The 20,478-nt window shown below is 66.9% G+C and carries 24 protein-coding genes; 9 read left to right on the top strand and 15 right to left on the bottom strand.

Translation table 11 applies throughout. The features are described from left to right. Positions 1–26 precede the first annotated feature (26 nt). The 3 genes from AC13FN_RS03295 to AC13FN_RS03285 form a co-directional block, all read right to left on the bottom strand. Positions 27–617: a phage baseplate assembly protein V gene (locus AC13FN_RS03295; RefSeq protein WP_401741376.1), complete on the bottom strand. Its 591-nt coding sequence runs from the start codon at positions 615–617 to the stop codon at positions 27–29. Next, complete coding sequence (locus tag AC13FN_RS03290) at positions 614–1,168, bottom strand: hypothetical protein (RefSeq protein ID WP_054171128.1); 555 nt, start codon at positions 1,166–1,168, stop codon at positions 614–616. The genes AC13FN_RS03295 and AC13FN_RS03290 overlap by 4 nt, the downstream gene beginning before the upstream one ends. A gap of 110 nt (positions 1,169–1,278) precedes the next feature. Further along, positions 1,279–1,620: a hypothetical protein gene (locus AC13FN_RS03285; protein WP_154583008.1), complete on the bottom strand. Its 342-nt coding sequence runs from the start codon at positions 1,618–1,620 to the stop codon at positions 1,279–1,281. Between AC13FN_RS03285 and AC13FN_RS03280 the strand changes: the two genes are divergently transcribed. Further along, positions 1,619–1,930 (top strand): hypothetical protein, encoded by a 312-nt coding sequence (locus AC13FN_RS03280; RefSeq protein WP_482985169.1) that lies wholly within the window; start codon positions 1,619–1,621, stop codon positions 1,928–1,930. The two genes, AC13FN_RS03285 and AC13FN_RS03280, sit on opposite strands and share 2 nt — an antisense overlap. On the opposite strand, the gene AC13FN_RS03275 is transcribed toward AC13FN_RS03280, so the two are convergent. The 8 genes from AC13FN_RS03275 to AC13FN_RS03240 form a co-directional block, all read right to left on the bottom strand. Continuing rightward, on the bottom strand, positions 1,900–2,385 hold the full coding sequence (locus tag AC13FN_RS03275; protein WP_482985170.1) for a glycoside hydrolase family 24 protein: 486 nt from the start codon (positions 2,383–2,385) through the stop codon (positions 1,900–1,902). The two genes, AC13FN_RS03280 and AC13FN_RS03275, sit on opposite strands and share 31 nt — an antisense overlap. Continuing rightward, positions 2,382–2,732: a hypothetical protein gene (locus AC13FN_RS03270; protein WP_010483765.1), complete on the bottom strand. Its 351-nt coding sequence runs from the start codon at positions 2,730–2,732 to the stop codon at positions 2,382–2,384. Before AC13FN_RS03270 ends, AC13FN_RS03275 begins: the two co-directional genes overlap by 4 nt. Next, on the bottom strand, positions 2,729–3,157 hold the full coding sequence (locus AC13FN_RS03265; RefSeq protein WP_019336914.1) for a Mor transcription activator family protein: 429 nt from the start codon (positions 3,155–3,157) through the stop codon (positions 2,729–2,731). Before AC13FN_RS03265 ends, AC13FN_RS03270 begins: the two co-directional genes overlap by 4 nt. A 356-nt stretch (positions 3,158–3,513) precedes the next feature. Continuing rightward, the gene (locus tag AC13FN_RS03260) at positions 3,514–3,897 is read right to left on the bottom strand and encodes a hypothetical protein (protein ID WP_019336915.1); all 384 of its coding nucleotides are present in this window, start codon (positions 3,895–3,897) and stop codon (positions 3,514–3,516) included. A gap of 151 nt (positions 3,898–4,048) precedes the next feature. Further along, entirely contained in the window at positions 4,049–4,687 is a 639-nt protein-coding gene (locus tag AC13FN_RS03255) for a deoxynucleotide monophosphate kinase family protein (protein WP_217015287.1), read from the bottom strand. 41 nt (positions 4,688–4,728) lie between these two features. Continuing rightward, positions 4,729–4,956 carry a hypothetical protein gene (locus AC13FN_RS03250; RefSeq protein ID WP_164191894.1) on the bottom strand — a complete coding sequence of 76 codons (228 nt, stop codon included), beginning with the start codon at positions 4,954–4,956 and terminating at the stop codon, positions 4,729–4,731. 90 nt (positions 4,957–5,046) lie between these two features. Beyond that, positions 5,047–5,304: a DUF7696 family protein gene (locus AC13FN_RS03245; protein ID WP_482985171.1), complete on the bottom strand. Its 258-nt coding sequence runs from the start codon at positions 5,302–5,304 to the stop codon at positions 5,047–5,049. After that, positions 5,304–7,640 (bottom strand): VapE domain-containing protein, encoded by a 2,337-nt coding sequence (locus tag AC13FN_RS03240; protein WP_482985172.1) that lies wholly within the window; start codon positions 7,638–7,640, stop codon positions 5,304–5,306. The genes AC13FN_RS03245 and AC13FN_RS03240 overlap by 1 nt, the downstream gene beginning before the upstream one ends. 488 nt (positions 7,641–8,128) lie before the next feature. Here AC13FN_RS03240 and AC13FN_RS03235 point away from each other — a divergent pair, with 488 nt between their 5' ends. From AC13FN_RS03235 to AC13FN_RS03210, 6 genes are all read left to right on the top strand, one after another. Then, a complete protein-coding gene (locus tag AC13FN_RS03235) occupies positions 8,129–8,353 on the top strand; it encodes a hypothetical protein (RefSeq protein WP_054171133.1) in 225 nt (74 codons plus the stop codon). An 11-nt stretch (positions 8,354–8,364) separates the two neighbouring features. Next, the gene (locus tag AC13FN_RS03230) at positions 8,365–8,619 is read left to right on the top strand and encodes a hypothetical protein (RefSeq protein WP_054171134.1); all 255 of its coding nucleotides are present in this window, start codon (positions 8,365–8,367) and stop codon (positions 8,617–8,619) included. Positions 8,620–8,829: 210 nt separating this feature from the next. Further along, on the top strand, positions 8,830–9,219 hold the full coding sequence (locus AC13FN_RS03225) for a DUF2946 family protein (RefSeq protein ID WP_049434369.1): 390 nt from the start codon (positions 8,830–8,832) through the stop codon (positions 9,217–9,219). Between the two features lie 129 nt (positions 9,220–9,348). Beyond that, on the top strand, positions 9,349–11,487 hold the full coding sequence (locus AC13FN_RS03220; RefSeq protein ID WP_482985173.1) for a TonB-dependent receptor: 2,139 nt from the start codon (positions 9,349–9,351) through the stop codon (positions 11,485–11,487). Positions 11,488–11,498: 11 nt separating this feature from the next. Beyond that, positions 11,499–13,004 (top strand): PepSY domain-containing protein, encoded by a 1,506-nt coding sequence (locus tag AC13FN_RS03215; RefSeq protein ID WP_054171136.1) that lies wholly within the window; start codon positions 11,499–11,501, stop codon positions 13,002–13,004. A 166-nt stretch (positions 13,005–13,170) separates the two neighbouring features. Next, positions 13,171–14,451 (top strand): RICIN domain-containing protein, encoded by a 1,281-nt coding sequence (locus AC13FN_RS03210; protein ID WP_482985174.1) that lies wholly within the window; start codon positions 13,171–13,173, stop codon positions 14,449–14,451. Between the two features lie 72 nt (positions 14,452–14,523). Here AC13FN_RS03210 and AC13FN_RS03205 read toward each other — a convergent pair whose 3' ends face one another. After that, positions 14,524–15,657 carry an MFS transporter gene (locus tag AC13FN_RS03205; protein ID WP_054171138.1) on the bottom strand — a complete coding sequence of 378 codons (1,134 nt, stop codon included), beginning with the start codon at positions 15,655–15,657 and terminating at the stop codon, positions 14,524–14,526. An 11-nt stretch (positions 15,658–15,668) separates the two neighbouring features. Next, complete coding sequence (locus AC13FN_RS03200; protein ID WP_054171139.1) at positions 15,669–16,445, bottom strand: DeoR/GlpR family DNA-binding transcription regulator; 777 nt, start codon at positions 16,443–16,445, stop codon at positions 15,669–15,671. 160 nt (positions 16,446–16,605) lie between these two features. Between AC13FN_RS03200 and smqnr the strand changes: the two genes are divergently transcribed. Beyond that, positions 16,606–17,253 carry a SmQnr family pentapeptide repeat protein gene (gene smqnr, locus AC13FN_RS03195; RefSeq protein WP_049434380.1) on the top strand — a complete coding sequence of 216 codons (648 nt, stop codon included), beginning with the start codon at positions 16,606–16,608 and terminating at the stop codon, positions 17,251–17,253. A 3-nt stretch (positions 17,254–17,256) separates the two neighbouring features. Here the strand turns inward: smqnr and AC13FN_RS03190 are convergent, their stop codons facing one another. Continuing rightward, on the bottom strand, positions 17,257–17,931 hold the full coding sequence (locus tag AC13FN_RS03190; protein ID WP_049434382.1) for a class I SAM-dependent methyltransferase: 675 nt from the start codon (positions 17,929–17,931) through the stop codon (positions 17,257–17,259). Between the two features lie 135 nt (positions 17,932–18,066). Beyond that, a complete protein-coding gene (locus AC13FN_RS03185; protein ID WP_482985175.1) occupies positions 18,067–19,446 on the bottom strand; it encodes an aminotransferase-like domain-containing protein in 1,380 nt (459 codons plus the stop codon). Positions 19,447–19,578: 132 nt separating this feature from the next. On the opposite strand from AC13FN_RS03185, the gene AC13FN_RS03180 reads away from it, so the two are divergent. Next, entirely contained in the window at positions 19,579–20,442 is an 864-nt protein-coding gene (locus AC13FN_RS03180; RefSeq protein ID WP_049434388.1) for a DMT family transporter, read from the top strand. The last annotated feature ends 36 nt before the right edge of the window (positions 20,443–20,478 follow it).

Below are 20,478 nucleotides of genomic sequence, written 5' to 3'. Positions count from 1 at the left end.
TTTCAGGGCATTGCACGCGTGGCCGTTCAGGGCTGCGCGGGCGTGGTGGGTGCGGTCGGACCCTGTGCGGTGTGCTTGTGTGCCTTCAGGCCGATGGCGCCAGCCTTGACCTCGCCGGGTGTGCTGATGTCCTTGCCGGCACTGATCGCACCGGTGACATCCAGGTCGCCAGTCGCCTTGACCGACGGCGTATCGAGCACGATCGATGCGCTGGCGATCACCTGTGCATTCGCGCAGGTGACGATGACCTTGCCGCTGCCGACATCGACGTTGAGCGTTGCGGTTTCCCGGTCGTACTCGACAACGCTACCGTCGGCGAACTCGGTGCGGTGCCGCAGCCGCGAGTCGGCGGGCGCCGGGAACCGGTCCCGGTACAGGCTGCCGAGAACGAGTGCCTGGCCCGGGTCGCCATAGGGGCACGCCAGCAGCACCTGCTCGCCGGGTTCGGGTGCACACCAGCTGCGCACGCCTGGGCCAGCACGGCGCTCCAGCCAGGGAATCCAGTCGGTCAGCATGCCGTCTGCATCCACGCGCACGCGGCCGCCCGCTTCGTCCAGCTCGCGCACAACGCCGATCATCAGCAGGTTGCCGATCAAGCGTGCGTGTTCGGCGCTCATGGTGCTGCTCCTTCAATGGGCCGGTAGCGTGCTTCGTGATCACGACCGATCTCCGGTACGAAGCTGTAGAAGGCCTGGGGAACTGCGCCTCCGGTCTCCTCCCAGGCGTTGCTGCCCAAGGCGACCGGCAATGACCACTCCACCAGCCAGGTGCGAAGGCCTGGCTGCGCCGCCGCCGTGTCTTCGGGCAGTGCGGCGATCACATCGATCGCGCCGCTGGCCGCACCGGGGAACCGGCCGAGCTGGTGCAGCCAGCTGGCGAGCGCGACGGCGGCCTTGCGCAGCTGCAGTGCCGCGTCGGCAGTGGCGGCAGCGACGACGACGCGTGCCTCGAAGCGCAGCAGTGCCTGCATCTGCCCGCTGCCATCGTCCTTGTCCTTGCTGCGATCACAGCGGGTCATCGCCAGCAGGCAGGCCGGTGTGGCCAGGTCTTCAGCACCGGGTTCGCGATAGAACTCGACGGTTGCGAAGTCCGGAAAGCGCGCGCGGATCGCGGCTTCGATGGCGGGGTGCAGTGCGTCGAGAATGGAAGAGGGGGAGTTGGTCGCCATGTCAGCTCATGCGTTGAATGGGAGGATGCGCGAGGTCGGGGACGCGCGCTGTCTGCATCCAGTGTTGCCATCACCCGCCGCATGGGACATTGCAGGCGTGGCCGCGGGGATCAGCGCCGTCGTCGCGCGCTGGCAGTGCCGGTGGCTGCGCACTCCGCAGGTGTTTTTGGCGCTGTACCGTTGAGGGTGATCCCCTGCTGGCTGCCGAGGCTGCACAGCAGGGCACGCAGCTGGTCGGCCAGTGCGTGGTACTGCCGCGCGACGGCAACGTGGTTGCGTAGCAGCGCATCGTCGTTGGCCGCCTGCAGGTCCGGCAGCTCGTCCGGCGCACGCAGCTGCGCCGGGGCGATGCTGAGATCAACGCGACAGGGCGCGGCCGGCGTTGGCTTCGCGCCAGATGCGCACGAACTCAGCATCAGCATCGCCGCGGTCACGGCCAGGAGTCTTGGCATGGGTCTCGATGTCCTGTTGCAGGGTTTGGAATTGCCGGGTGCGTTCGGCCTGCGTGGCCAGGCGCTGCGATTCGGCCTGCGCGCCTGCGCGGGCGTTGCCGAGGTCCCGCTGATGTGCGGCCTGCGCCGCATCAGCGCGCGATGCCTGCTGTGCGGTCTGGAGGGTGGCGATGGCAAGGTCCGCGCTGCGGTCGCGCAGCGTCCACCCCAGCCAGGCACAGCCTGCGTGGGTACCGGCGAGGACCAGCAGGCCTATGCGGAACCGCAGGGCGACGGGCGTCACTGCAGGCCTCCGCCGGCGACGCGGTAAGCCACGCGCAGTGTTTCCAGTGCATGCTCCTTCTGCCCGTAGCCGGCGCCCGGCAGTGATGCCCAGATACGTCGTGCGGCGTTGACGCCGGCATCGAAGCGACCGAGGCGGATCAATTCGTAGGCACCGCATTGCTTGAGCAGCGCCACGGCCGCGCGGTCCTGCGAAACCGGGCCGAAGTCGGGCAAGCCCAGCCGCGCGCGCAGGTCATCCCAGGTACTGCGCAGGAACTGGTAGCGACCGGCGGCACTGGACTTGATGCCATAGCGTGGCAGCGACACCAGCACGCGGGGATGGTCGCGGTAGTCGTTGAACAACTGGCCACCCACGATCACGTCGTAGCCGTGGTCACGCGAGCGCTGGCTGGGGATGTCGGTGCCTTCGGATACCGCCAGCATGTCCAGGAATGCGGCGATGTTGGCCCCACCGAGGGCGCTGGCTGCTGCGGCGGTCATGCGGCGGCCCCCGGCTGCTTGCGCACCAGGTTCAACAGCGCGTCTATCTGCACGCTCTGCTGGGCGATCTGCGCGCGCAGGGCGTTGACCTCGCCGCGCAGCTGGCCGATCTCCTGGGCCATTGCTTCGCGCTCGTGCATCAGGCCGTCGGCGCGGGTACGCTCGGCCGCGAGCTGCTCCTGCAGGGTGCGCAGGGTGTTGCTGGTGGCCTCGTCTGCGGTGCGGTCGACCTTGGCCGACGACAACCACTGGCGCAGCCACAGCGACACCGCGATCAGTACACCCGAGGTTCCCCCCAGATACTTGGCCCAGTCCGGAACACCAGCCAGCAGGTCGCTCTCGTTCATGCGCGTGCGTACCCCTTGAGCAGGGCCGGATGGACCGCAGGCGGTGGCGCGGAACGGGCGCCACGCAGGGCGCGCTTGATGGTGGTCTGCGAGACACCGAACTCGCGCGCGACGTGCTCGCGCGGCATGCCACAGGCGACCGCTCGTGCGATCTGCTCGCGGCGCTCATGGGCATTGGCCGCAAAGCATGAGGCCAGGAACAGCAGCTCGCCACCGAAGTGGGTGACCAGCCGTTGGGCAACGTCGCGGCCGAGGATGTCGATCAGGCGATGCTGGTCGGGCAGGGTGGAGGGAACGTAGACGATGACGCGATGACGGCCGGTGGTGCTGGAGGTGGTCGGCGGCCACGCACGCACCAGCGTGAGGGCTGCGGATTCGCCGATGACCTCGGCCAGGGTCTGGATGCTGTCGGGCAGGGCGTTCATGGAGGATGTCTTCAGTGGCATTGATCTCCACTGTTGCCATCCCGCACTGCCAGTCAACACCTTTCGTCTACTTTCAAATATGCGTGCTGAAGGTATTCATCGGCGCCCCGAGGACGGGTGAGGAGGGCTGCTGGGCAGCGGATGACGCCCTGCGGCCGCTGGCTGTTGCTGCTGATGTTTGCTCTTTCCTTCGTACTCGCAGTCCTCACAGGGTGGAGAGAAAGGCAGATCAAAGGGATGTGGCAGGTACGGGGTGAGGATGGCGCCCCGTTGGCCGTCCTCATGCAGGTGAGCAGGCCCTGAAACGAAAAAGCCCCGGACGATGCCGGGGCTTCAGGACTGCAGGTGGTGCTGGATCAAAGGTCGAATACCAGGTTGCCGCCGGTCTTGCGCGGAATGTAGCCGGCATCACGCAGCCAGCGCGCTGCATTGACCTGGTCCATGCGCTTGACCGGGAAGCGGTTGGCGAACATCAGGAACCGCGCCACGGTGATCGATTCGCCCTTGCCCTTCAGGGCGGCCAGGGTCTCGGTGAACCACGGCGCGGGAGGTTGCTGGCTGCCGGGACGAGCCGCAGTGCGTTCCTGCCGGGTGGTGCCGGTCTCGGCCCGGGCGTTGGCCAGCGAGCACAGCGAGATGAAGATCGCGTCCAGGCTCACGATGTCCTTGCCACCCTTGGGCTGCGACTTGAACAATTCGATGGCCTTCTGGCGCGTCGACGTGAACTGTTCGACCTCCATGACAATTCCTCTTTGCGAAATGGTTGGGGATGCAGGGTGACGACAGGTGCCGTCGGTGATGGGGGACGACCTTACATCATTTTCGCTGATGATGGGCTGGAACCTGCGGTTGGGTCAGGAAGATGCAGGGCAGCGCGGCCCTGCTCCAGGCTCAGATCACGCCGCGCGACAGCAGCTGGTCCAGCGTCCTGCGTACCAGATCGGCCCGGCTGCCGTCGTTGCTTACCTCGATGTCGACCAGCTCATCGGGCAGTGGCTGCTCGCTGGCGTGGGTGTCATGGCCTCCATGGCCCGGGCGGCTGACGCGGATCACGACACCACCGCGGCGACGGATCGCGCAGGCCTCATTGCTGAAGCGGACGTCGGGCACCAGTCCTCCCGCAGGCAGGCGCGCGAACAGCGAGCGTACCCACAGCTCGGGATGGACGCGATCGCGGCCCCATTCGGTACCCGCGGTCTGCATCAGGTGGCGAGGAGTGAGTTCGGCCAGCCAGTCGATGGTGTCCTCCTTGCGGCTGTCCAGTTCACGCAGGGAGAGCCCGAGGAGGGACGCGACGAACTGCCGCAGCGGTGCGGCGAAGCTGTCGCAGGGCAGTACCAGTGCCGACGCCAGCCCGCTGGCGAGGGTGTCCTTGCCCGCACGCTTGGCGCCGGCGATGCCGATGTAGAGCGGCGGACCCGCCTGCGGGCGTGCGCAAAGCGCAGTGCTGGCCAGGGCAGGCCCGGCACGGAACGCAGCCAGCGTGTCGGCGATCATGCGATGGCCGCTGTCGAGGGACGCGGGAATCATGGGCAATCTACTCCTTGAAAGACGTGGCCGCTGCCGGTGGATCAGGAATCACATGCGGCGGTGCTGCGGGCGCGCAGGATGCGCTGGGTGATGCGGCCACCGCGCGCTGCCGCCGCGATCGGGTCAAAGCACAACATGGCGGTACGCGTACGACGGCCGGCAGCAAGGTGATCGCGGATGGTCCGCTCGGACAGTACCGGTACCCGTTGGTGGATCTGTCGCACGGTGAGCTGCTCACCTTCGAAGGCATGCAGTCGGGGTCGAGGCATGGCGGAAGCGCTCCTGGAAGGTGGCGTGGCCGATACAGTCATCTTGCCTCTGTGGACCGCTCCAGTCAACACCTTTCATCTACTTGTATCCTAGACGGGCTGGGGGGGATTGGCGATCCATTGCCGTACCGCCAGTGATGCCAATCGCTCGCGCTCCACAGGACCACGGGTGGCCTGTACGCGCGCCAGGTACTGCTGGCGATGTCGGCGCGGGCTGATCGTTCTGCACCGCCCTTGAGCGTCGATGCAGCGGTAGCCCGCCAGTTGCAGCAGGCGACGTGCCTCGCAGTCGAGGCGCCACTCGGCGCTGTCGCTGCCGACTTCGCGGCCATCATGGGTGCGTGGCATCAGAACGGTCCTGCGATGTGTTCGGACAGGCTGCGGCTGCGCGGTGGCATCAGCCACACCTTTGCCCGTTCCTTGCCCACCACGCGGGTGCGCACGCCATGCCGCTTCACCACGTAGGCGGCGGCCTCGTTGACCTCGCGCCGGTTCGGTTTGTCGATGCCCACCGCGATGACGATCTCGGTGGCACGGTAGTGCGTGCTCCAATGCTCGGCGGGGAGAGACCAGTCGAAGTGGCGGTCGATCAGCTCGGCGATAGGTGAGATGGGTTCGTGCTCGCTGTTGGTGGCATTGAGTGCATCCAGCTCTTCGCCGGACAGGTGCCAGGTCTCGCCATTGCGGTATAGCGCATGGGCTTCGGCCCACACCTGCTGCATGTCGATCCGCGCCGGTTCACCCAAGGCCACGGCATGCACGGTCCACCAGCGGCTGTTGCCGGTCGCGTCACGCAGGAAGCGCTCGTCGTTGACACTGGCGAACAGGATGGTGCGCCGCGCATAGCGCGATTCGGTGCGTGCGTAAGGCCGGCGGATTTCATCGTGGCTGCGCGAGATGAATGATTTCAGCGCGGCGATATCAGTGCGGCGGAAGGTGGCGTCGACCTCACCCAGTTCCACAATCCACTTGGAGATGACCTGCTTGATGCTGTCCTTGTTGGCGGTGTCGAGTACCACGCCATCGGCGATCAGCTGCAGTTCGGCCGGTGCCAGCTGCCGTGCCCAGCGCGTCTTGCCCAGATTCTGCTTGGAGACGAAGGTCAGTACACCCCGTGCGACCACGCCATCCGGTTCAAAGGCGGCCGCCACGCCGGAGATCAGCCAGCGCCGCATCAGCACCTCCTTCAGGATGCGACCATCGGCCATGCGCGTGGGCTGGGCTTCCTGCACGGTGTCGAAGAACGCCTGGAGGCGGGACTGGCCATCCCAGGGCTGTGAAGTGATCCAGCTGGCAACGGGATTGTAGGGATTGGCTTCGGCCACCTGGCACAGGTTGGTCTCGAAGCTGGCGGTGGCCATGCCGGCGCGGTGCATGCAGTCCATCACTTCGCCGGCGGCAACCTCCTTGGCATTGTCGATCGTGGACTGCAGGTCCGGCACCAGGATCTCCAGGTCCTTGCGGATGACGTTGTAACGCACCGTAACGCCGGTGCGCCGGCACAGCTCGGCGAGATTGCGCGCGGTCGGCAACGGGCGGCCGCGTGCGCTGCTGTCCGGGAACGGAGTGAAGGTATCGAAGGCGGAGAGGTTGCCGGGAACCTGATAGCTCGCGGCGGCCGGGGAGCGTGTGCCGTTGTCGGCGGGGGCTTCGTCCGGCGCGCACGGTGGGTCGGCAAGCAGCTGCGCGCGCAGCGCTTCCAGGCCTTCACGCCGATGCAGGTCGTTGAAGTCGGTGGGGCGATCATCGTCGCCGTGCACGATGGCGAATTCCGGCCAGACCACCCGAGCACCGATGTCTACCGCAGCCTGCGTGGCCTGGCTGACACCAGGGTTCTCCAGAGGTTGCCGCGTCCATTGGTCGTTATCCGCGCAGAGCACGAACGAGGCATCGGGTACGGTGTTGCGCCAGGCACGGGCCACGGCCGTCAGGTTGCCCGCGTCCCACGCGACCACGACGCACCAGCCGGTGGCCTGATGGATCGATGCTGCGGTGGCATAGCCCTCGGCAATGGCGATGGGATGCCCGGGCAATGGCTTGCCGATGACATGGAAGCAGCCCTGCTTGCGGCCACCGGCCAGGAAGTCCTTGTCGCGCCCCAGTGCCGGGTCGGTACGGGGAAGGATCGCCTGCAGGGAGACGATCCTTCCGGCAGTGTTCACCACTGGCACCAACAGCGCATTCTCGATGTGGCGGAACACCAGCCCATCGCTGTTGCGTACCGGCCACGCTGCCACGCGCAGGCCATGAGCGTGCACGCCCTTCCGCGCAAGATAGGGGTGGCTGTCGTCGGCGGGCATGGCCCGCTGCCACAGTACGTTGGCGGCCTTGGCTGCGGCATCCTCGCGCTCGCGTTGTTGCCGCTCCCGTTCGGTCCGGGCCGATTCCTGGCGCTGCCGGATCGCGCGCTGCTCGGTGGGACTCAGCGTGGCCGGTGATTGCGCGCACCAGGCGTGACGGGTACCGGTACGCCAGCTGCCGAACTCGCCTGCGGGCACGTTGTCGCCGAACAGGACCGCCCAGCCATTGCGGGTGCCACGGCGGTCACCCTCCACGTGGAAGCGCACCAGCGTGCCGTCGGCGTTGAGTGCATCGCGTCCGCGGGCGTCCGGCACGATGCCGTGTGCATGCATGGCCTGCAGGAACGCCGGGACGACGTCCTGTGTTGGGTGCGGTGTGTACATTCGGCGGGACCCCCTTGGAACGTTGTTCGATGCACAGCGGCCGTGGATGGCAACGGCGCTGTGCAATGCCTGCGCTGTGCAGGCCATGCGGCGGCGGCCCGACGCGAAGTGGTCAGTAGGTGATGGGAGGTGTTGATGTAGTCATGGTGTCCGATGGATCCGCCATTTGCAACACCTTTGGATACCTGCTGTCCCCGGTTCCGCCATGGGCGCTCCACGCGGTTGGACATGCGACTGCGATCGCAGATCCGCATCATCGCCTTCTTGCGTCGCAATCGGCGAGAACCGGTTTCCGGATGATGGCCGGGCCGTTCGACGCGGCCCTTCACTCTCTCTCAAACGCCCGCCAGGGCGCCCATGCACAAGGAGCCTGCATGACTGAAGCCGACCTCAATGAAATGCCCCGGCCCGATGCCACATGCGCGCCGCAGGCCGCGGCCGCGACGTTCTCAATCAGTGCGACGACCCCTCGATAAAATACAACCCGCATGACGGACACCATCGACGAAGCGCAGGAACTGGACGCGCGCCATCTGCAACGAGCACTGGCCCAGCACGCAACGCGGGCCCGCAGCGTTGCCCCACTCACGCCCATTGGGGAATGCCACAACCCGGACTGCAGCGAAGACTTCGACAACGATCCGGCCAGGCTGTTCTGTGGGCCTGCCTGTGCCGAGCGTTTCGAAGCCATCCATCAACACCGCAACGCATAGGAACAGGGGACATGTCTCTGAACAGCAACGACGCTGGCTTCACCGAACGCATCGCCGGATTGTCGGCCGAGCTCGCCCTGTTGGTGAGCCTGGTGGAGAACCACATCCATCTGCAGCTGGCTGACCTGGCCGACTCGGGTGATGTGGATGCACAGGAGCGATTCGCGGTGGCCGATCCGGAGCGCTGGTTGGAGAACGCCCGCAACAGCCTGCAGGCGGGGGTCATGTTCCTGGAACGCGCGGTGCAGCAGCCCGCACGGTTCTAGCAATGTGACGCGGGGACGGAAGGGGCCATAAGGTCGCCTTCCGTCCCCCTTGGGGCCATGGAGAGCGCCAGCGCCAGAGGCTGCGTCATAACGTCGCACCACCTTTCTGGAAACCCTGAACGGGGTCCAAGGTTGGATGCAGCCCCGTAGAATGGCGGCGTGCGTCGTTCTGTCCTCCACCGCCGGTTCCAGACCCTGGCATGGCTTGCCATGTTGCTGGTGCTGCTCGCCCCGTTGGTGAGCCGCTGGCTGGTACATGGCCACGTTGCGGCAACCGCACCGGTGGCTGCCATGAATCACGCGATGCACGCAGAGCATGCGCAGCACGCGATGGAAGGGCACCACGAGCATCACGGGATGTCGCACGGCGAGGCCGAAAAGAAGCCGCCTGCCGATCCACACGCCGAACATGAGATGGGCGTGGACTGCGACTACTGCCTGATCGCCGCGCGGCTGATCACCCTGCTGGTGGCGGCAGTGTTGCTGTTGGCGCCGATGGCGCCGGTATGCCGCGCGTTGCGCGGTGCGGTGCAGGCGTTGCCGCAGCGCATCAGCGGCACATTGGGAGCGCGTGGGCCGCCGGCCTTGATGGCCGCCTGAGCCCTGCGCGCGCGCCTTTGGATTGATTTTGCCGAGCCGCCAGGCATGGCCTGGCACTGCTGCGTGCGCGTTCTCCGAATTCCCTGAGCTGCCCTGCCACTGCGGGGCGGCCCTGCATGCCGTGAACAAATGAAAACCAACCCCAACTCCGCGCGCCTGCGCAGGGCGACACTGCCTGCGCTGTGCATGTCCCTGCTGTACGCCGTGCCCGCCCTTGCCGCCGATGCGCCACCCCCGACCACGCTGGATACCGTGCGCGTGGTCGACACCCGCAGCGGTGAACTGTCTTCCACCGCCAGCGCCGCGTCTGCGCTGGGCCTGAGCGTGCTGCAGACACCGGCCAGCCTGACCGTGATCTCGCGTGAACAGCTGGAACAGCGGGGCGACACCAACCTCAGCGATGCGATCAGCCGGGCAGGCGCGATCAGTGCCATGCCGCACCCGGGCAACGGCCTGAGTGCGTTGTCCAGCCGAGGCTTCACCGATGGCGCCTCGGTGATGCGCCTGTACGACGGGCTTCGCCAGTACGGCGGCGTGGGCATCACCTTCCCGTTCGATACCTGGTCGATCGAACGCATCGAAGTACTGCGCGGCCCGGCGTCGGTCATCCATGGCGATGGCGCCATTGGCGGGGTCATCAACATCGTGCCCAAGAAGCCCTCGCGTAGCGCCATCGAGAACGAGATCAGCGTGACCGTCGGCAGCGAGGATACTGCGCGCCTGGGCTTCGGCAGCGGCGGTGCGTTGACCCGGGACCTGGCCTATCGGCTGGACGTGAGTGGCAATTACAGCGGTGGCTGGGTTGACCGCGGGCGAAACAGTGACGTGACCTTCTCCGGTGCCTTGCTGTGGCAGCCACGCCCGGACCTGCAGCTGACCCTCACCCATGCGCAGGGCCACCAGAAACCGATGCGCTACTTCGGCACGCCGCTGGTGGGTGGGCAGCAGCTGGAGGCATTGCGCCATCGCAACTACAACGTGGAAGACAGCGACATCCGTTATCGCGACCGCTGGACCCAACTTGATACGCTGTGGACGCCGACGTCGAACGTGGAATGGCGAACCCGCGTCTACCAGATCGACAGCCAGCGCGACTGGCGCAATGCCGAGGCCTATGTCTACAACCGCGCCACCGGTTTGATCGATCGCTCGGGCAACACCGAGATCACCCACAACCAGGACCAGACCGGGTTGACCTCGACACTGCAGGTACAAGGAAACATCGCGGGCCTGGCCAACCGCTTTGCCGTGGGCCTCGATGCCAATCGTGCGCACTTCAAGCACACCAACAACACCTATGCCGGCAGCTCGGGCCCGGTCGATCCGTTCGATCCGGTGCCAGGCCGGTTCGCCAGCGACGCGCCCAACCTGCCGCGCTATCGCAACCGCGCCGAGCAGTACGCGCTGTTCGTGGAGGACCGGCTGGTGTTGAGTGAACGCTGGTCGGTACTGGGTGGGCTGCGTCACGACCGCGCGCGCATCGATCGCACCGATCTGATCAGCGGCCAGAACGCGTTCTCGAAGACCTACAGCAGCACCGGCTGGCGTGCAGGCACGGTGTTCGCGCTGCAGCCGACGCTGAGCCTCTACGCGCAGTACTCGCAGGCGGCGGATCCGGTCAGTGGCCTGCTGATGATCAGCCCGGCCAACGGTGCCTTCGACCTGGCCAAGGGCCGGCAGATCGAGGTGGGCCTGAAGCAGGCCTTCGATGGCGGCGAGTGGACGCTGGCGGCGTATCGCATCCGCAAGACCGGTCTGCTCAGCCGCGATCCGCTGGTGCCGGACCGCCGCGTGCAGGTGGGCGCGCAGAGCTCGCGTGGCATTGAGGCGTCCTTGAACTGGAACTTCGCGCCGCAGTGGTCGCTCGATGCCAACGCCACGGTGCTGAAGGCCGAGTTCGAGGACTTCCTGGAAACCAGCGGTTCGCCGGCGGTGCTGGTGTCGCGCGATGGCAACGTGCCGCCGAACGTGGCCGAGCGCTTGGCCAACGCATGGTTGAGCTGGCAGTTCCTGCCGGACTGGAGCGCAGCGGCGGGTGTTCGCTATGTCGGCAAGCGCTACGCCGACAATGCCAACACACTGGAACTTCCCGGCTACAGCACCACCGACTTTGCGCTGACCTGGCAGGCGGCACCGCGCACGCGACTGTCCGCGCGGCTGTTCAACGTGTTCGACAAGGCGTACTACGCCACCGCGTACTACACCAGCACGCAGTGGCTGCTGGGTGCGGACCGGCGCGTCGAATTCACCGTCGACCATCGCTTCTGAGGAGGCCGGCCATGACGCTGCGATCCACCGCCAGGCGCTGGACCTACCTGGTGCATCGCTGGCTGGGCATTGGTGGGTGCCTGTTGATGCTGCTGTGGTTCGTGAGTGGCATGGTGATGCTGTTCATCGGCTACCCGAAGCTGACGCCGGGTGAGCGGCTGGCGGCGTTGCCGGTGCTGGGGGATGCCCGCGGCTGGCAGGGGCTGTCGGCATTGCCGGCCGCCGTGCAGGCCGAGCCGGAGGCCGTGGCACTGACGACGCTGCGCGGCGAGCCAGCGTATGTGGTGCGAAGCGGCGGCAACGTGGGCGCCTGGTCTGCGCGCACCGGCCAGGTTCTGCTTCCGGTGTCGGCACAGCGCGCCGAAGCGTCCGCTGCACAGTTTGCTGGCGGCCAGGCGTTCGTGGGCGCGATGCGCGTGGACGAGGATCGCTGGACGCACTCGCGCGCGCTGGACGCGCACCGGCCGCTGTACCGGGTGGAGGTAGGGGGCGCGCAGCCGGGTGACCTGTATGTGTCCTCGCACACCGGCGAAGTGGTGCTGGACGCCCCGCATGTGCAGCAGCGCTGGAACTATGTGGGCGCCTGGCTGCACTGGCTGTACTTCCTGCGCATGCAGTCGGTCGACCCGGTGTGGACGTGGGTGGTGATCGTGCTGTCCGCACTGTGCACGGTGGCGGCGATCAGCGGCATCGTGGTGGGCGTATGGCGCTGGCGTTTCCGTGGGCACTATCGTTCCGGTGCGAAGACGCCGTACGTCGAACCATGGATGCGCTGGCACCATCTGATCGGGCTGGTAGCTGCGGCCTTCGTGTTCACCTGGATCTTCAGCGGGCTGATGTCGATGAACCCGTTGGGCGTCTTCAGCAGTACCCGCGAGGCGATCGACAGCGGACGTTATCGCGGTGGTCCGGTGGCGGTGGATGGCGCACTGGGTGAGCCCGCAGCGCTGCTGGCCATGGTCGACGCTGCGCAGTTCAGGCCCGTGGAGATCCAGTGGCGACGCATCGGTGGTGAGCTGTTCGCCGTGCTGCTGGACGGGCAGGGCGAGACCCGCATCGTGTCCGGCAGCAATGGGCATCTGCAGGTTGCGCGGTTGCTGCCGGCAGCGTGGCTGCAGCAGAAGGTGCGGGCGCTGTCCGCTGCGCCGATGCAGGAGCTCGTGGTCCAGCATGCGCCGGATGCGTACTTCTACCCGCGTGCACCGGAAGCCATGAACGGCGCAGCGGTACGCCGCTTCCCGGTGGCGGTGGTGGATTTCGGCGATGCCGAGGCGACCCGCGTCTACCTCGACCTGGCGACCGGCGATCCGGTGCTGACGATGGGGTATCGCGAGCGGGTGGGGCGCTGGTTGTTCTACTTCCTGCACAGCTGGGACCTGCCGGCGATGCTGCGCCAGGAAGGTGCCCGGCTGGCGGTGTTGCTGCTGCTGAGCGCTGCTGGCACCGCGCTCTGTGCCACGGCGACGGTGATCGGCTATCGGCGATTGCGGATGAAGCTGCGGCGCAGGCGGCGGTAGCATCCTGCCGTGAGCGCGCCGTCTGTGAGACTATCCGGAGTTCCTGGCCATGAAGGCCGAGGCCCGCAGTCGATGTCGATGGCCAGGGAGTGCAGGGGCACCGTACTTGCAGCGTTTCAATGGTCGTCCCTGGATAGGATTTCCACACAGCGTAAATGGAGCAAGGATGAATTACGTTTCGATGGGTGTTCTCGCAATTGGAATTGCAGCGGCGTCTGCAGGTGCAAAGGCCGGGTCTCTCCCGCGCCTGTACAGCTTTCCGACCACCACCACAGCTGCCGTCTCCAATGCGCTTCCGGCGCCGGGGCAGGTCATCCAGCTTTCCGCACAGGTCGAGTCCCAGGCGTTAGGGCTCTACCTCATTCCAGGAAACGACCAGATCGGTGGTTTCGTTGAATTCAAGGTCAACGGTCAGCCTGTGGGCAAGGTCCAGGTCAGTACCTCCAATACCCCCTTTCTGGGTACGGTTTCCGACCTGGACGACGGCTGTTGGGTTGCTTGGCGTGATGTCCGGCGCTGCACGTACCGGTACGCCTATGGTCGCCAGGCCAAGGTTGCGGTGAACTATACCGTGCCCGCCGGCTTCACCAGCGCATCGATCACCGCCACCTTCAGCGGCGATGGCCAGTTCTCGCAGGGATCGGTGTCGGCGCCGGTCAACCTGCGCAACATTCCCACCTTTGGTGAGATCCGCGGTGCAGGCAACAAGTGCCTCGACGCTGAAGGCGCCAACACCGGTCCGGGTACCGCCATCCAGGTGTGGGACTGCACGCCGGGCACGCCGCAGCAGTTGTGGACGGTGAAGCCCAACACGTCGACCATCACCGGTGTGCCCAGCAACCGCGTACTCGATATCGTCGGTTACGGCACCAGCAATGGAAGCCGGATCCAGCTGTATGACGCGCACGGTGATTGGAACCAGTCGTGGAAGTTCACCAATACCTCCATCGTCGGCGTGGGCAACAAGGTGCTCGACGCCATCGGTGCGTCCAGTGCCAACGGCACCAAGATCCAGCTGTACAGCAACGCACAGACCAGCAACCAGAAGTGGGAGTTCAACCCGGCCAACGGTTCGATCGTCGGCGTCGGCGGCAAGTGCCTGGATGTGGAAGGTGCCAACAGCGCAGATGGCACGCGCGTACAGCTGTGGGATTGCACGGGCGTGCCACAGCAGCGCTTCGAGCTGGGTGGGGATGGTTCGATCCGTGGGCTGGGCGGCAAGTGCCTGGAGGCGGCCGATGGGGCAAGCCATGACGGCAATCCGATCCGCATGTGGTCGTGCAATGGTGGCGCCCACCAGTCCTGGCGCCTGGTCGGCGAAATCCGTAATCCGCAGACCAATATGTGCCTGGATGACCCGGGCCTGGGCAACACCAACGGCTCCAAGGTGCATATGTGGATGTGCCATGGTGGCGACAATCAGCGTTGGGAGTTCTCCTCGTACTGAGGTCTGCTGCCGCTGATGCAGCGTTGTTGAGCCGCGCGCCTTCGGGCGCGCGGTTCTTTTCGGCGCGGGGCTTTACACCCGCAGCCAACGCGTGGACACGGCCACCAGCAACAAGGCCGTGGCCACGCCGATGAACGCGGCGATCAGGCCGAAGTGGTTGGCGGCGAAGCCGATCAGCGCCGGCCCGGCAAGAATGCCGGCGAAGCCCAGCGTGGAAACGGCGGTGATCGCCAAGGCTCCGGGCATACGGGTCTGGTGGCCAGCCAGCGAGAACAGTGCCGGCGCGATGTTGGCGCAGCCGAGGCCGACCAGCACATAGCCCACCAGCGACGCCTGCCACGGCGTGACCAGGGTCAGCACCAGCACGCCCGCCGCAGCAAGCAGAGCGCCGAACACGATCGCGCGCTGGCGGCCCACGCGTGCCACCAGTGCATCGCCGAACAGGCGGGCGACGGTCATGGTCAGGGTGAAGGTCACATAGCCGATACCGGCGAGGCTGGCATCGACGCGACGCACATCGCTGAGGAACACTGCGCTCCAGTCCAGCATCGCGCCTTCACCCAGGAAGGCGACGAAGGCGAGTACGCCGATGAACAGCACGATGCCGTGCGGCAGGGCCAACATCGGTGTGTCGTGCGGCATGCGTTCGCTGTGCCAGTACGCCGCTGACAGCAGCATCACCAGCAGCATGGCGGCAACGCCGATCAGTACCGATGCCAGCGGTGGAAGCTGCGCGGACATCAGCACGGTCATGGTGGCCGCACCGAGGAAACCGCCGATGCTGAAGAAGGCATGGAAGCCGGACATCATCACCCGCCGCGCTTCGCGCTCGACGATGACGGCCTGCACGTTCATCGTGCAGTCCATCGCGCCCACGGCGGCACCGAACACGAACAGCACCAGCCCCAGTGACCAGGCCGAACCGGCCAGCGCCAGGCCGGGCACGGTCAGGCAGATCAGCAGGCTGCTGGCCACCATCACCCGCCGGCAGCCGAGGCGCGCGGCCAGCACGCCGGACAACGGCATCGCCAGCAGCGAACCGGCACCGAGGCAGAGCAGCACCAGCCCCAGCGTGGCGTCGTTGATCCCGGTGCGTGCCTTTGCGAACGGCACCAGGGTGGCCCACAGCGCGGTGGCGAAGCCGGGAATGAAGAACGCAGCGCGGGTCGCGTGCTGTTCGGCACGCGCGCGGTTGGCAAGGGACATGAGCGGTATGGTCAGGGCGGAGTGGGGTGTACCGCGATGCCGGCGGCGCGGAAGCGCGCCGCCAATGCGGGGGGCGCGGTGGTGGTCAGCACCAGGTCGTCGATCTCGTCGAGGCTGGCGATCTGCCAGTGGCCGCGGGCACCGAGCTTTTCGGTGGTGGCGGCGACGATGATGCGGCTGCTGCAGGCCACCATCGCGCGCTTGAGCGTGGCTTCCTCGGCATCCATCGCCCACACGCCGGTGTCGCCGTCCACCGCGCAGGGGCCGGGCAGGTACACGTCGGCACGCAGGCGTTGCACCTGGGCCAACGCTTCGGCACCGACCGCACCGCCACCGCTGGCCAAGCGGCCGCCGATCAGCTGCACCGAGGTGCCTTCAAGCATGCTGGCGGCGGTGGCGATCTGCGGGGCATTGGTGATCACCGTCAGCCCGAGAGCGGCCGGCAGCTGCTGGGCGATCGCCAGGTTGGTCGAACCGGCATCAAGCAGTACGACCTGGCCGGGTTGCAGCAGCGCGCAGACGCGGGCGGCCAGCTCAGCCTTGTCGCCGCGGTCGCGGGTCAGGCGCTCGCGCAGCGGGCGTTCCTTTGGCGGTGGCAGCACGGCACCACCGTAGACACGCTGGCACAGGCCCTGGGCGGCCAGCTCGCGCAGGTCGCGGCGGATCGAATCCTCGGAGACGGCATAGTGGCGCGCCAGTTCGGCGGCGACCACGCGGCCCTGCTGGCGCAGTTCCTCGAGGATCTGCCGGGTGCGCTGGGCGGGGAGGGGGCTGGAATCGGAGCTCATGCTGCAAGTCTGCATCTTCGTGCATTAACGTGCAACAACGTGCATTTGGGCAGGGTAGGCGCAGCGCGGCTGGACTGCCGGTAAACCGGGCCGCACCCGGGGTCTATGGATCGCCTTTGCGGCCCGGCATCATGGCGGGGCCCCTGGCATGGAATCCCTGATGTCCCCGACCGTTCACCGCAAGCTGCGCATCCGCGCAGACCAGTACACCGGCCAGAAAGTGGTCGATCAGCAGTTCCACGAGTGCGATTTTTCAGGCGCGGACCTGACCGGCACCGAGTTCATCAACTGCAGTTTCTACGATGCCGACAGCCGCGCCGGCTGCCGCTTCAATGGCGCCACGCTGAAGGAAGCCAGTTTCCGCAGCTGTGACATCAGCATGTGCCATTTCAGTTTCATCAAGGCGCTGGGTCTGGAGATCAGTGAGTGCCGTGCGCAGGGCGCGGACTTCAGCAACGCCAGCTTCATGAACCAGATCACCACGCGCAGCGGGTTCTGCAGTGCCTTCATCAAGAAGTCGAACCTGCGCTATGCCAATTTCTCGCGGGTGACGCTGGAGAAGTGCGAGCTATGGGAAAACCGCTGGGACGGTGCGAATGTGAGCGGCGCCAGCTTCGCCGGCTCGGACCTGTCCGGCGGCCAGTTCGAGGGCATCGACTGGAACAGCGCCAACTTCACCGACTGCGATCTGACCAACTCCGAGCTGGGCGAGCTGGACCTGCGCAGCACCAACCTGCGCGGCGCCACGCTGGACGTGCAGCAGGTGGCGCTGTTGATGCAGCGCATCGGCATCACAGTGGTGCCGTAGGCATCACCCGGCGTACGCCACCCAGCCCTTGAAGCTGAAGCCGGCATAGAACAGCTCCACGTCGTCGAAGCCGGCCTCGTGCAGCAGTGCGACCTCCTGCTCGGGCGCCAGCAGCGGCAGCCGCTCGGCAATGGCCTCGATCGCGCGCTGCGCATCGGCGCGGGCAACCCCCGAGGCTTCGGCGAACGCCGCGTAGCGCTGCAACCAGCGCAGCTTGCCGGCCGGATCCTGCGGCACGCTGTGGTGCGCCACCACCAGCGGCGCGCCGGGCTGCAGGCGCCGGTGCAGCTCGCGCAGCGTGTGCAGGCGCTGCGCGGCGTCGAGGAAGTGCAGGGTCAGCAGGCAGCTGGCACCGTCGAAGCGCAGATCGGGCGCATCGTCGATGTAGCCTTCCAGCAGCTGCACGCGCGACATCAGCCGACCCAGTGTCAGCTCGGCCAGGGCCAGCATCGGTGCGGCCGGATCCACGCCCAGCAACTGCCAGCCCGGCTGTGCCTCGGCGAAGGCCTTCAGCTCTAGCCCGCCACCGGCACCGAGTACCAGCACGCGGCCCTGTGCGGGAACGCGTTCGGCCAGCAGCAGGTGGCTCATCTGCTGCAACGCGAGGAAACCGGGCACCTGGCGCAGCGGTGCTTCGGCATAGCGGGCCACCGCCTGCGGGTCGGAGAACGTGGACATGCGCGGATTCCTGCGGCGGGGGGACATACCACTGTAGCGCGGCGCGCAGGGGGCATTGCGTGCCGCTGCCGCATCGTCGCGGCCAGTCGCCGGGCGTGCGCATGGTGGTGGATGCGCTGGTCGCGCATTACCAGCTCAACGCAGCGCGCGCGCCAGTACCTGCCAGATCCTCGGGTCCTGGCACTGCGAAACGTTGAAACGCACATAGTCGGCCGCGCGCTGCGATTGGCTGAAGGCGTTGCCCGGGGCCAGCACGATGCCTTCGCGCAGGCATTGCCGTGCCAGCGCAGCGGCGTCGCGGCCATCGGGAAGCTGGCACCAGAGGAACAGGCCGGCTTCCGGTTGCAGCCACGGGGTGATGCCCAGCGTGTGCAGTTTACGCAGCGTGTGCCGGCGCGCGTCGGCCAGGCGCGAGCGTACCGATTGCATGTGGCGGCGATAGCCACTGTCGGTCAGCGCGATGTGCATCAACTGCATCGCCAGATGGCCACCGCCGAAGCTGGTGGCCAGCTTCAGGTCGGTCAACGCTTCGATCCAGTCGTGGCGCGCGGCGATGTAGCCACAGCGCGAAGCGGCCGACAGTGTCTTGGAGAAACTGCCGACGTGGATCACCCGCGAAAGCCCGTCCAGCGCAGCAAGACGCGGCGCAGGGTGCAGCTCGAAGTCGGCAAAGATGTCGTCTTCGATGATGATCAGCTCGCTGCGTTCGGCCAGCCCCAACAGCCGATGCGCGGTGCTGGCCGGGAGGATCGCGCCGGTCGGGTTGTGCAGGCCGGAATTGGTGATGTACAGCCGCGGCGCGTGCTCCTGCAGCGCCTGCGCGAACGCGTCCAGATCCGGGCCGGCGTGTGTGTACGGTACACCCACCGCATGCACCTGGTGCGCTTTCAGCAGCGCGTGGTAGTTGAAGTAGCTCGGGTCATCCACCAGCACGCAGTCGCCGGGCTTGAGCAGGAAGCGGCAGATCAGGTCGACCGCGTGCGTACCGGATTCGGTCAGCAGGATCTGCTCCATGGGTGCATCGATGCCAAGCGCGGCGGCACGTCGCTGCAGTAGATGGCGCAACGGCGGAAGGCCGAGCGGGCCGGCGTAGTCGACCAGGTGGGGAGCATCGCCGCGCGCCAGCCGACGCAGGCCTCGCCGCATGCCGTCGTGATACAGCCAGTCGCTGGGCATCCAGCCGCAGCCCGGCTTGAGGTGCCCGGGCGGCGTTTCCAGCGATTGCCGCGACACCCACAGCGGGTCCACCGCGCGGTCCAGTCGCGGTTCCATTTCGGCCAGAGCGAGCGGTGCGGGCGGTCCGCTGACATAGAAGCCGGAACCGGCACGGGCGCTGATCAGCCCTTCGGCGGCGAGGCGCTCGTAGGCCTCGACCACGGTGGAGACCGACACGCCCATCGCCGCCGCCTGAGCACGCACCGAGGGCAGGCGTGAGCCGGGGCCATCCACCCGCGCGCCGATGCGGGTACGGACGGCCTGGATGACCGATTCGATACGGGTAAGCGGGCGTGGCATGGCGAAAGTGTGCTGGAAGTGTGAGCAGTACAGTTATTTGAAACTGTACTGGATTGTAGCTGGGGAGCGCGGGCTGCAGGTGCTTCCATGGAGATCCCGCCGGGCGCCGCCCGGCACCCCAGGAGCATAGGCGTGGAACGGTCGGCGAGTGGTTGGATCAATGGCTTCATTGGCGTGGTGATCTTTGCCGGCTCATTGCCGGCCACCCGCCTGGCGGTACTGCAGCTGGATGCCGGATTCGTCACTGCTGCGAGGGCCACCATCGCTGCGGTACTCGGCCTGGGCCTGCTGCTGATGCTGCGCCAGCCTTGGCCACGGCGCAGTGACCTGCCGGGGCTGGTGGTGGTCAGCCTCGGCGTGGTGGTCGGCTTCCCGCTGCTGACCGCGCTTGCCCTGCGCCACGCCTCATCAGCGCACACCATCGTGTTCCTCGGCCTGTTGCCGTTGAGCACTGCGGTGTTCGGCGTACTGCGGGGTGGCGATCGGCCGCGCCCGGCGTTCTGGCTGTTCTCGCTGCTGGGCAGTGCGTGCGTGGTCGGCTATGCCGCGCGCAACGGCATCGAGGCCTCGTTGCAGGCCGACCTGCTGATGCTGGCGGCGATCGTGGTGTGCGGGCTGGGCTATGCCGAAGGCGGCCGGCTCGCCCGCCATCTCGGCGGCTGGCAGGTGATCAGCTGGGCGTTGCTGCTGGCCTTGCCGGTGATGCTGCCGCTGACGGTGCTGATGCGTCCGGCCTCGTTCACCGCGGTCGATGCCTCGGCGTGGTGGGCGCTGGGTTATGTGGCGGTGTTCAGCATGCTGCTCGGCTTCCTGTTCTGGTATCGCGGGCTGGCCCAGGGCGGTATCGCCGCCGTCGGCCAGTTGCAGTTGCTGCAGCCCTTCTTCGGCCTGGCCCTGGCCGCGCTGCTGCTGCACGAATCGGTCAGCCTCAGCATGGTGCTGGTGACCGTGGTCGCAGTGATCTGCGTGGCTGGCGCGCGCCGCTTCAGTCGCTGAACAGAAAAGGGGACGGAGGGGATTAAGTCGTAACTG

Source organism: Stenotrophomonas sp. 115C5 (genome assembly GCF_056861055.1).
Note: the sequence above shows the minus strand (reverse complement) of the source record. Positions and strands in the feature narration are given on the sequence as shown.

Excerpts from the sequence above, each read along its gene's own strand:
- AC13FN_RS03295 (WP_401741376.1), bottom strand. The coding sequence starts at position 617 with ATGAGCGCCGAACACGCACGCTTGATCGGCAACCTGCTGATGATCGGC.
- AC13FN_RS03290 (WP_054171128.1), bottom strand. The coding sequence starts at position 1,168 with ATGGCGACCAACTCCCCCTCTTCCATTCTCGACGCACTGCACCCCGCC.
- AC13FN_RS03280 (WP_482985169.1), top strand. The coding sequence starts at position 1,619 with ATGGGTCTCGATGTCCTGTTGCAGGGTTTGGAATTGCCGGGTGCGTTC.
- AC13FN_RS03285 (WP_154583008.1), bottom strand. The coding sequence starts at position 1,620 with ATGCCAAGACTCCTGGCCGTGACCGCGGCGATGCTGATGCTGAGTTCG.
- AC13FN_RS03275 (WP_482985170.1), bottom strand. The coding sequence starts at position 2,385 with ATGACCGCCGCAGCAGCCAGCGCCCTCGGTGGGGCCAACATCGCCGCA.
- AC13FN_RS03270 (WP_010483765.1), bottom strand. The coding sequence starts at position 2,732 with ATGAACGAGAGCGACCTGCTGGCTGGTGTTCCGGACTGGGCCAAGTAT.
- AC13FN_RS03265 (WP_019336914.1), bottom strand. The coding sequence starts at position 3,157 with ATGAACGCCCTGCCCGACAGCATCCAGACCCTGGCCGAGGTCATCGGC.
- AC13FN_RS03260 (WP_019336915.1), bottom strand. The coding sequence starts at position 3,897 with ATGGAGGTCGAACAGTTCACGTCGACGCGCCAGAAGGCCATCGAATTG.
- AC13FN_RS03255 (WP_217015287.1), bottom strand. The coding sequence starts at position 4,687 with ATGATTCCCGCGTCCCTCGACAGCGGCCATCGCATGATCGCCGACACG.
- AC13FN_RS03250 (WP_164191894.1), bottom strand. The coding sequence starts at position 4,956 with ATGCCTCGACCCCGACTGCATGCCTTCGAAGGTGAGCAGCTCACCGTG.
- AC13FN_RS03245 (WP_482985171.1), bottom strand. The coding sequence starts at position 5,304 with ATGCCACGCACCCATGATGGCCGCGAAGTCGGCAGCGACAGCGCCGAG.
- AC13FN_RS03240 (WP_482985172.1), bottom strand. The coding sequence starts at position 7,640 with ATGTACACACCGCACCCAACACAGGACGTCGTCCCGGCGTTCCTGCAG.
- AC13FN_RS03235 (WP_054171133.1), top strand. The coding sequence starts at position 8,129 with ATGACGGACACCATCGACGAAGCGCAGGAACTGGACGCGCGCCATCTG.
- AC13FN_RS03230 (WP_054171134.1), top strand. The coding sequence starts at position 8,365 with ATGTCTCTGAACAGCAACGACGCTGGCTTCACCGAACGCATCGCCGGA.
- AC13FN_RS03225 (WP_049434369.1), top strand. The coding sequence starts at position 8,830 with ATGTTGCTGGTGCTGCTCGCCCCGTTGGTGAGCCGCTGGCTGGTACAT.
- AC13FN_RS03220 (WP_482985173.1), top strand. The coding sequence starts at position 9,349 with ATGAAAACCAACCCCAACTCCGCGCGCCTGCGCAGGGCGACACTGCCT.
- AC13FN_RS03215 (WP_054171136.1), top strand. The coding sequence starts at position 11,499 with ATGACGCTGCGATCCACCGCCAGGCGCTGGACCTACCTGGTGCATCGC.
- AC13FN_RS03210 (WP_482985174.1), top strand. The coding sequence starts at position 13,171 with ATGAATTACGTTTCGATGGGTGTTCTCGCAATTGGAATTGCAGCGGCG.
- AC13FN_RS03205 (WP_054171138.1), bottom strand. The coding sequence starts at position 15,657 with ATGTCCCTTGCCAACCGCGCGCGTGCCGAACAGCACGCGACCCGCGCT.
- AC13FN_RS03200 (WP_054171139.1), bottom strand. The coding sequence starts at position 16,445 with ATGAGCTCCGATTCCAGCCCCCTCCCCGCCCAGCGCACCCGGCAGATC.
- smqnr (WP_049434380.1), top strand. The coding sequence starts at position 16,606 with ATGTCCCCGACCGTTCACCGCAAGCTGCGCATCCGCGCAGACCAGTAC.
- AC13FN_RS03190 (WP_049434382.1), bottom strand. The coding sequence starts at position 17,931 with ATGTCCACGTTCTCCGACCCGCAGGCGGTGGCCCGCTATGCCGAAGCA.
- AC13FN_RS03185 (WP_482985175.1), bottom strand. The coding sequence starts at position 19,446 with ATGCCACGCCCGCTTACCCGTATCGAATCGGTCATCCAGGCCGTCCGT.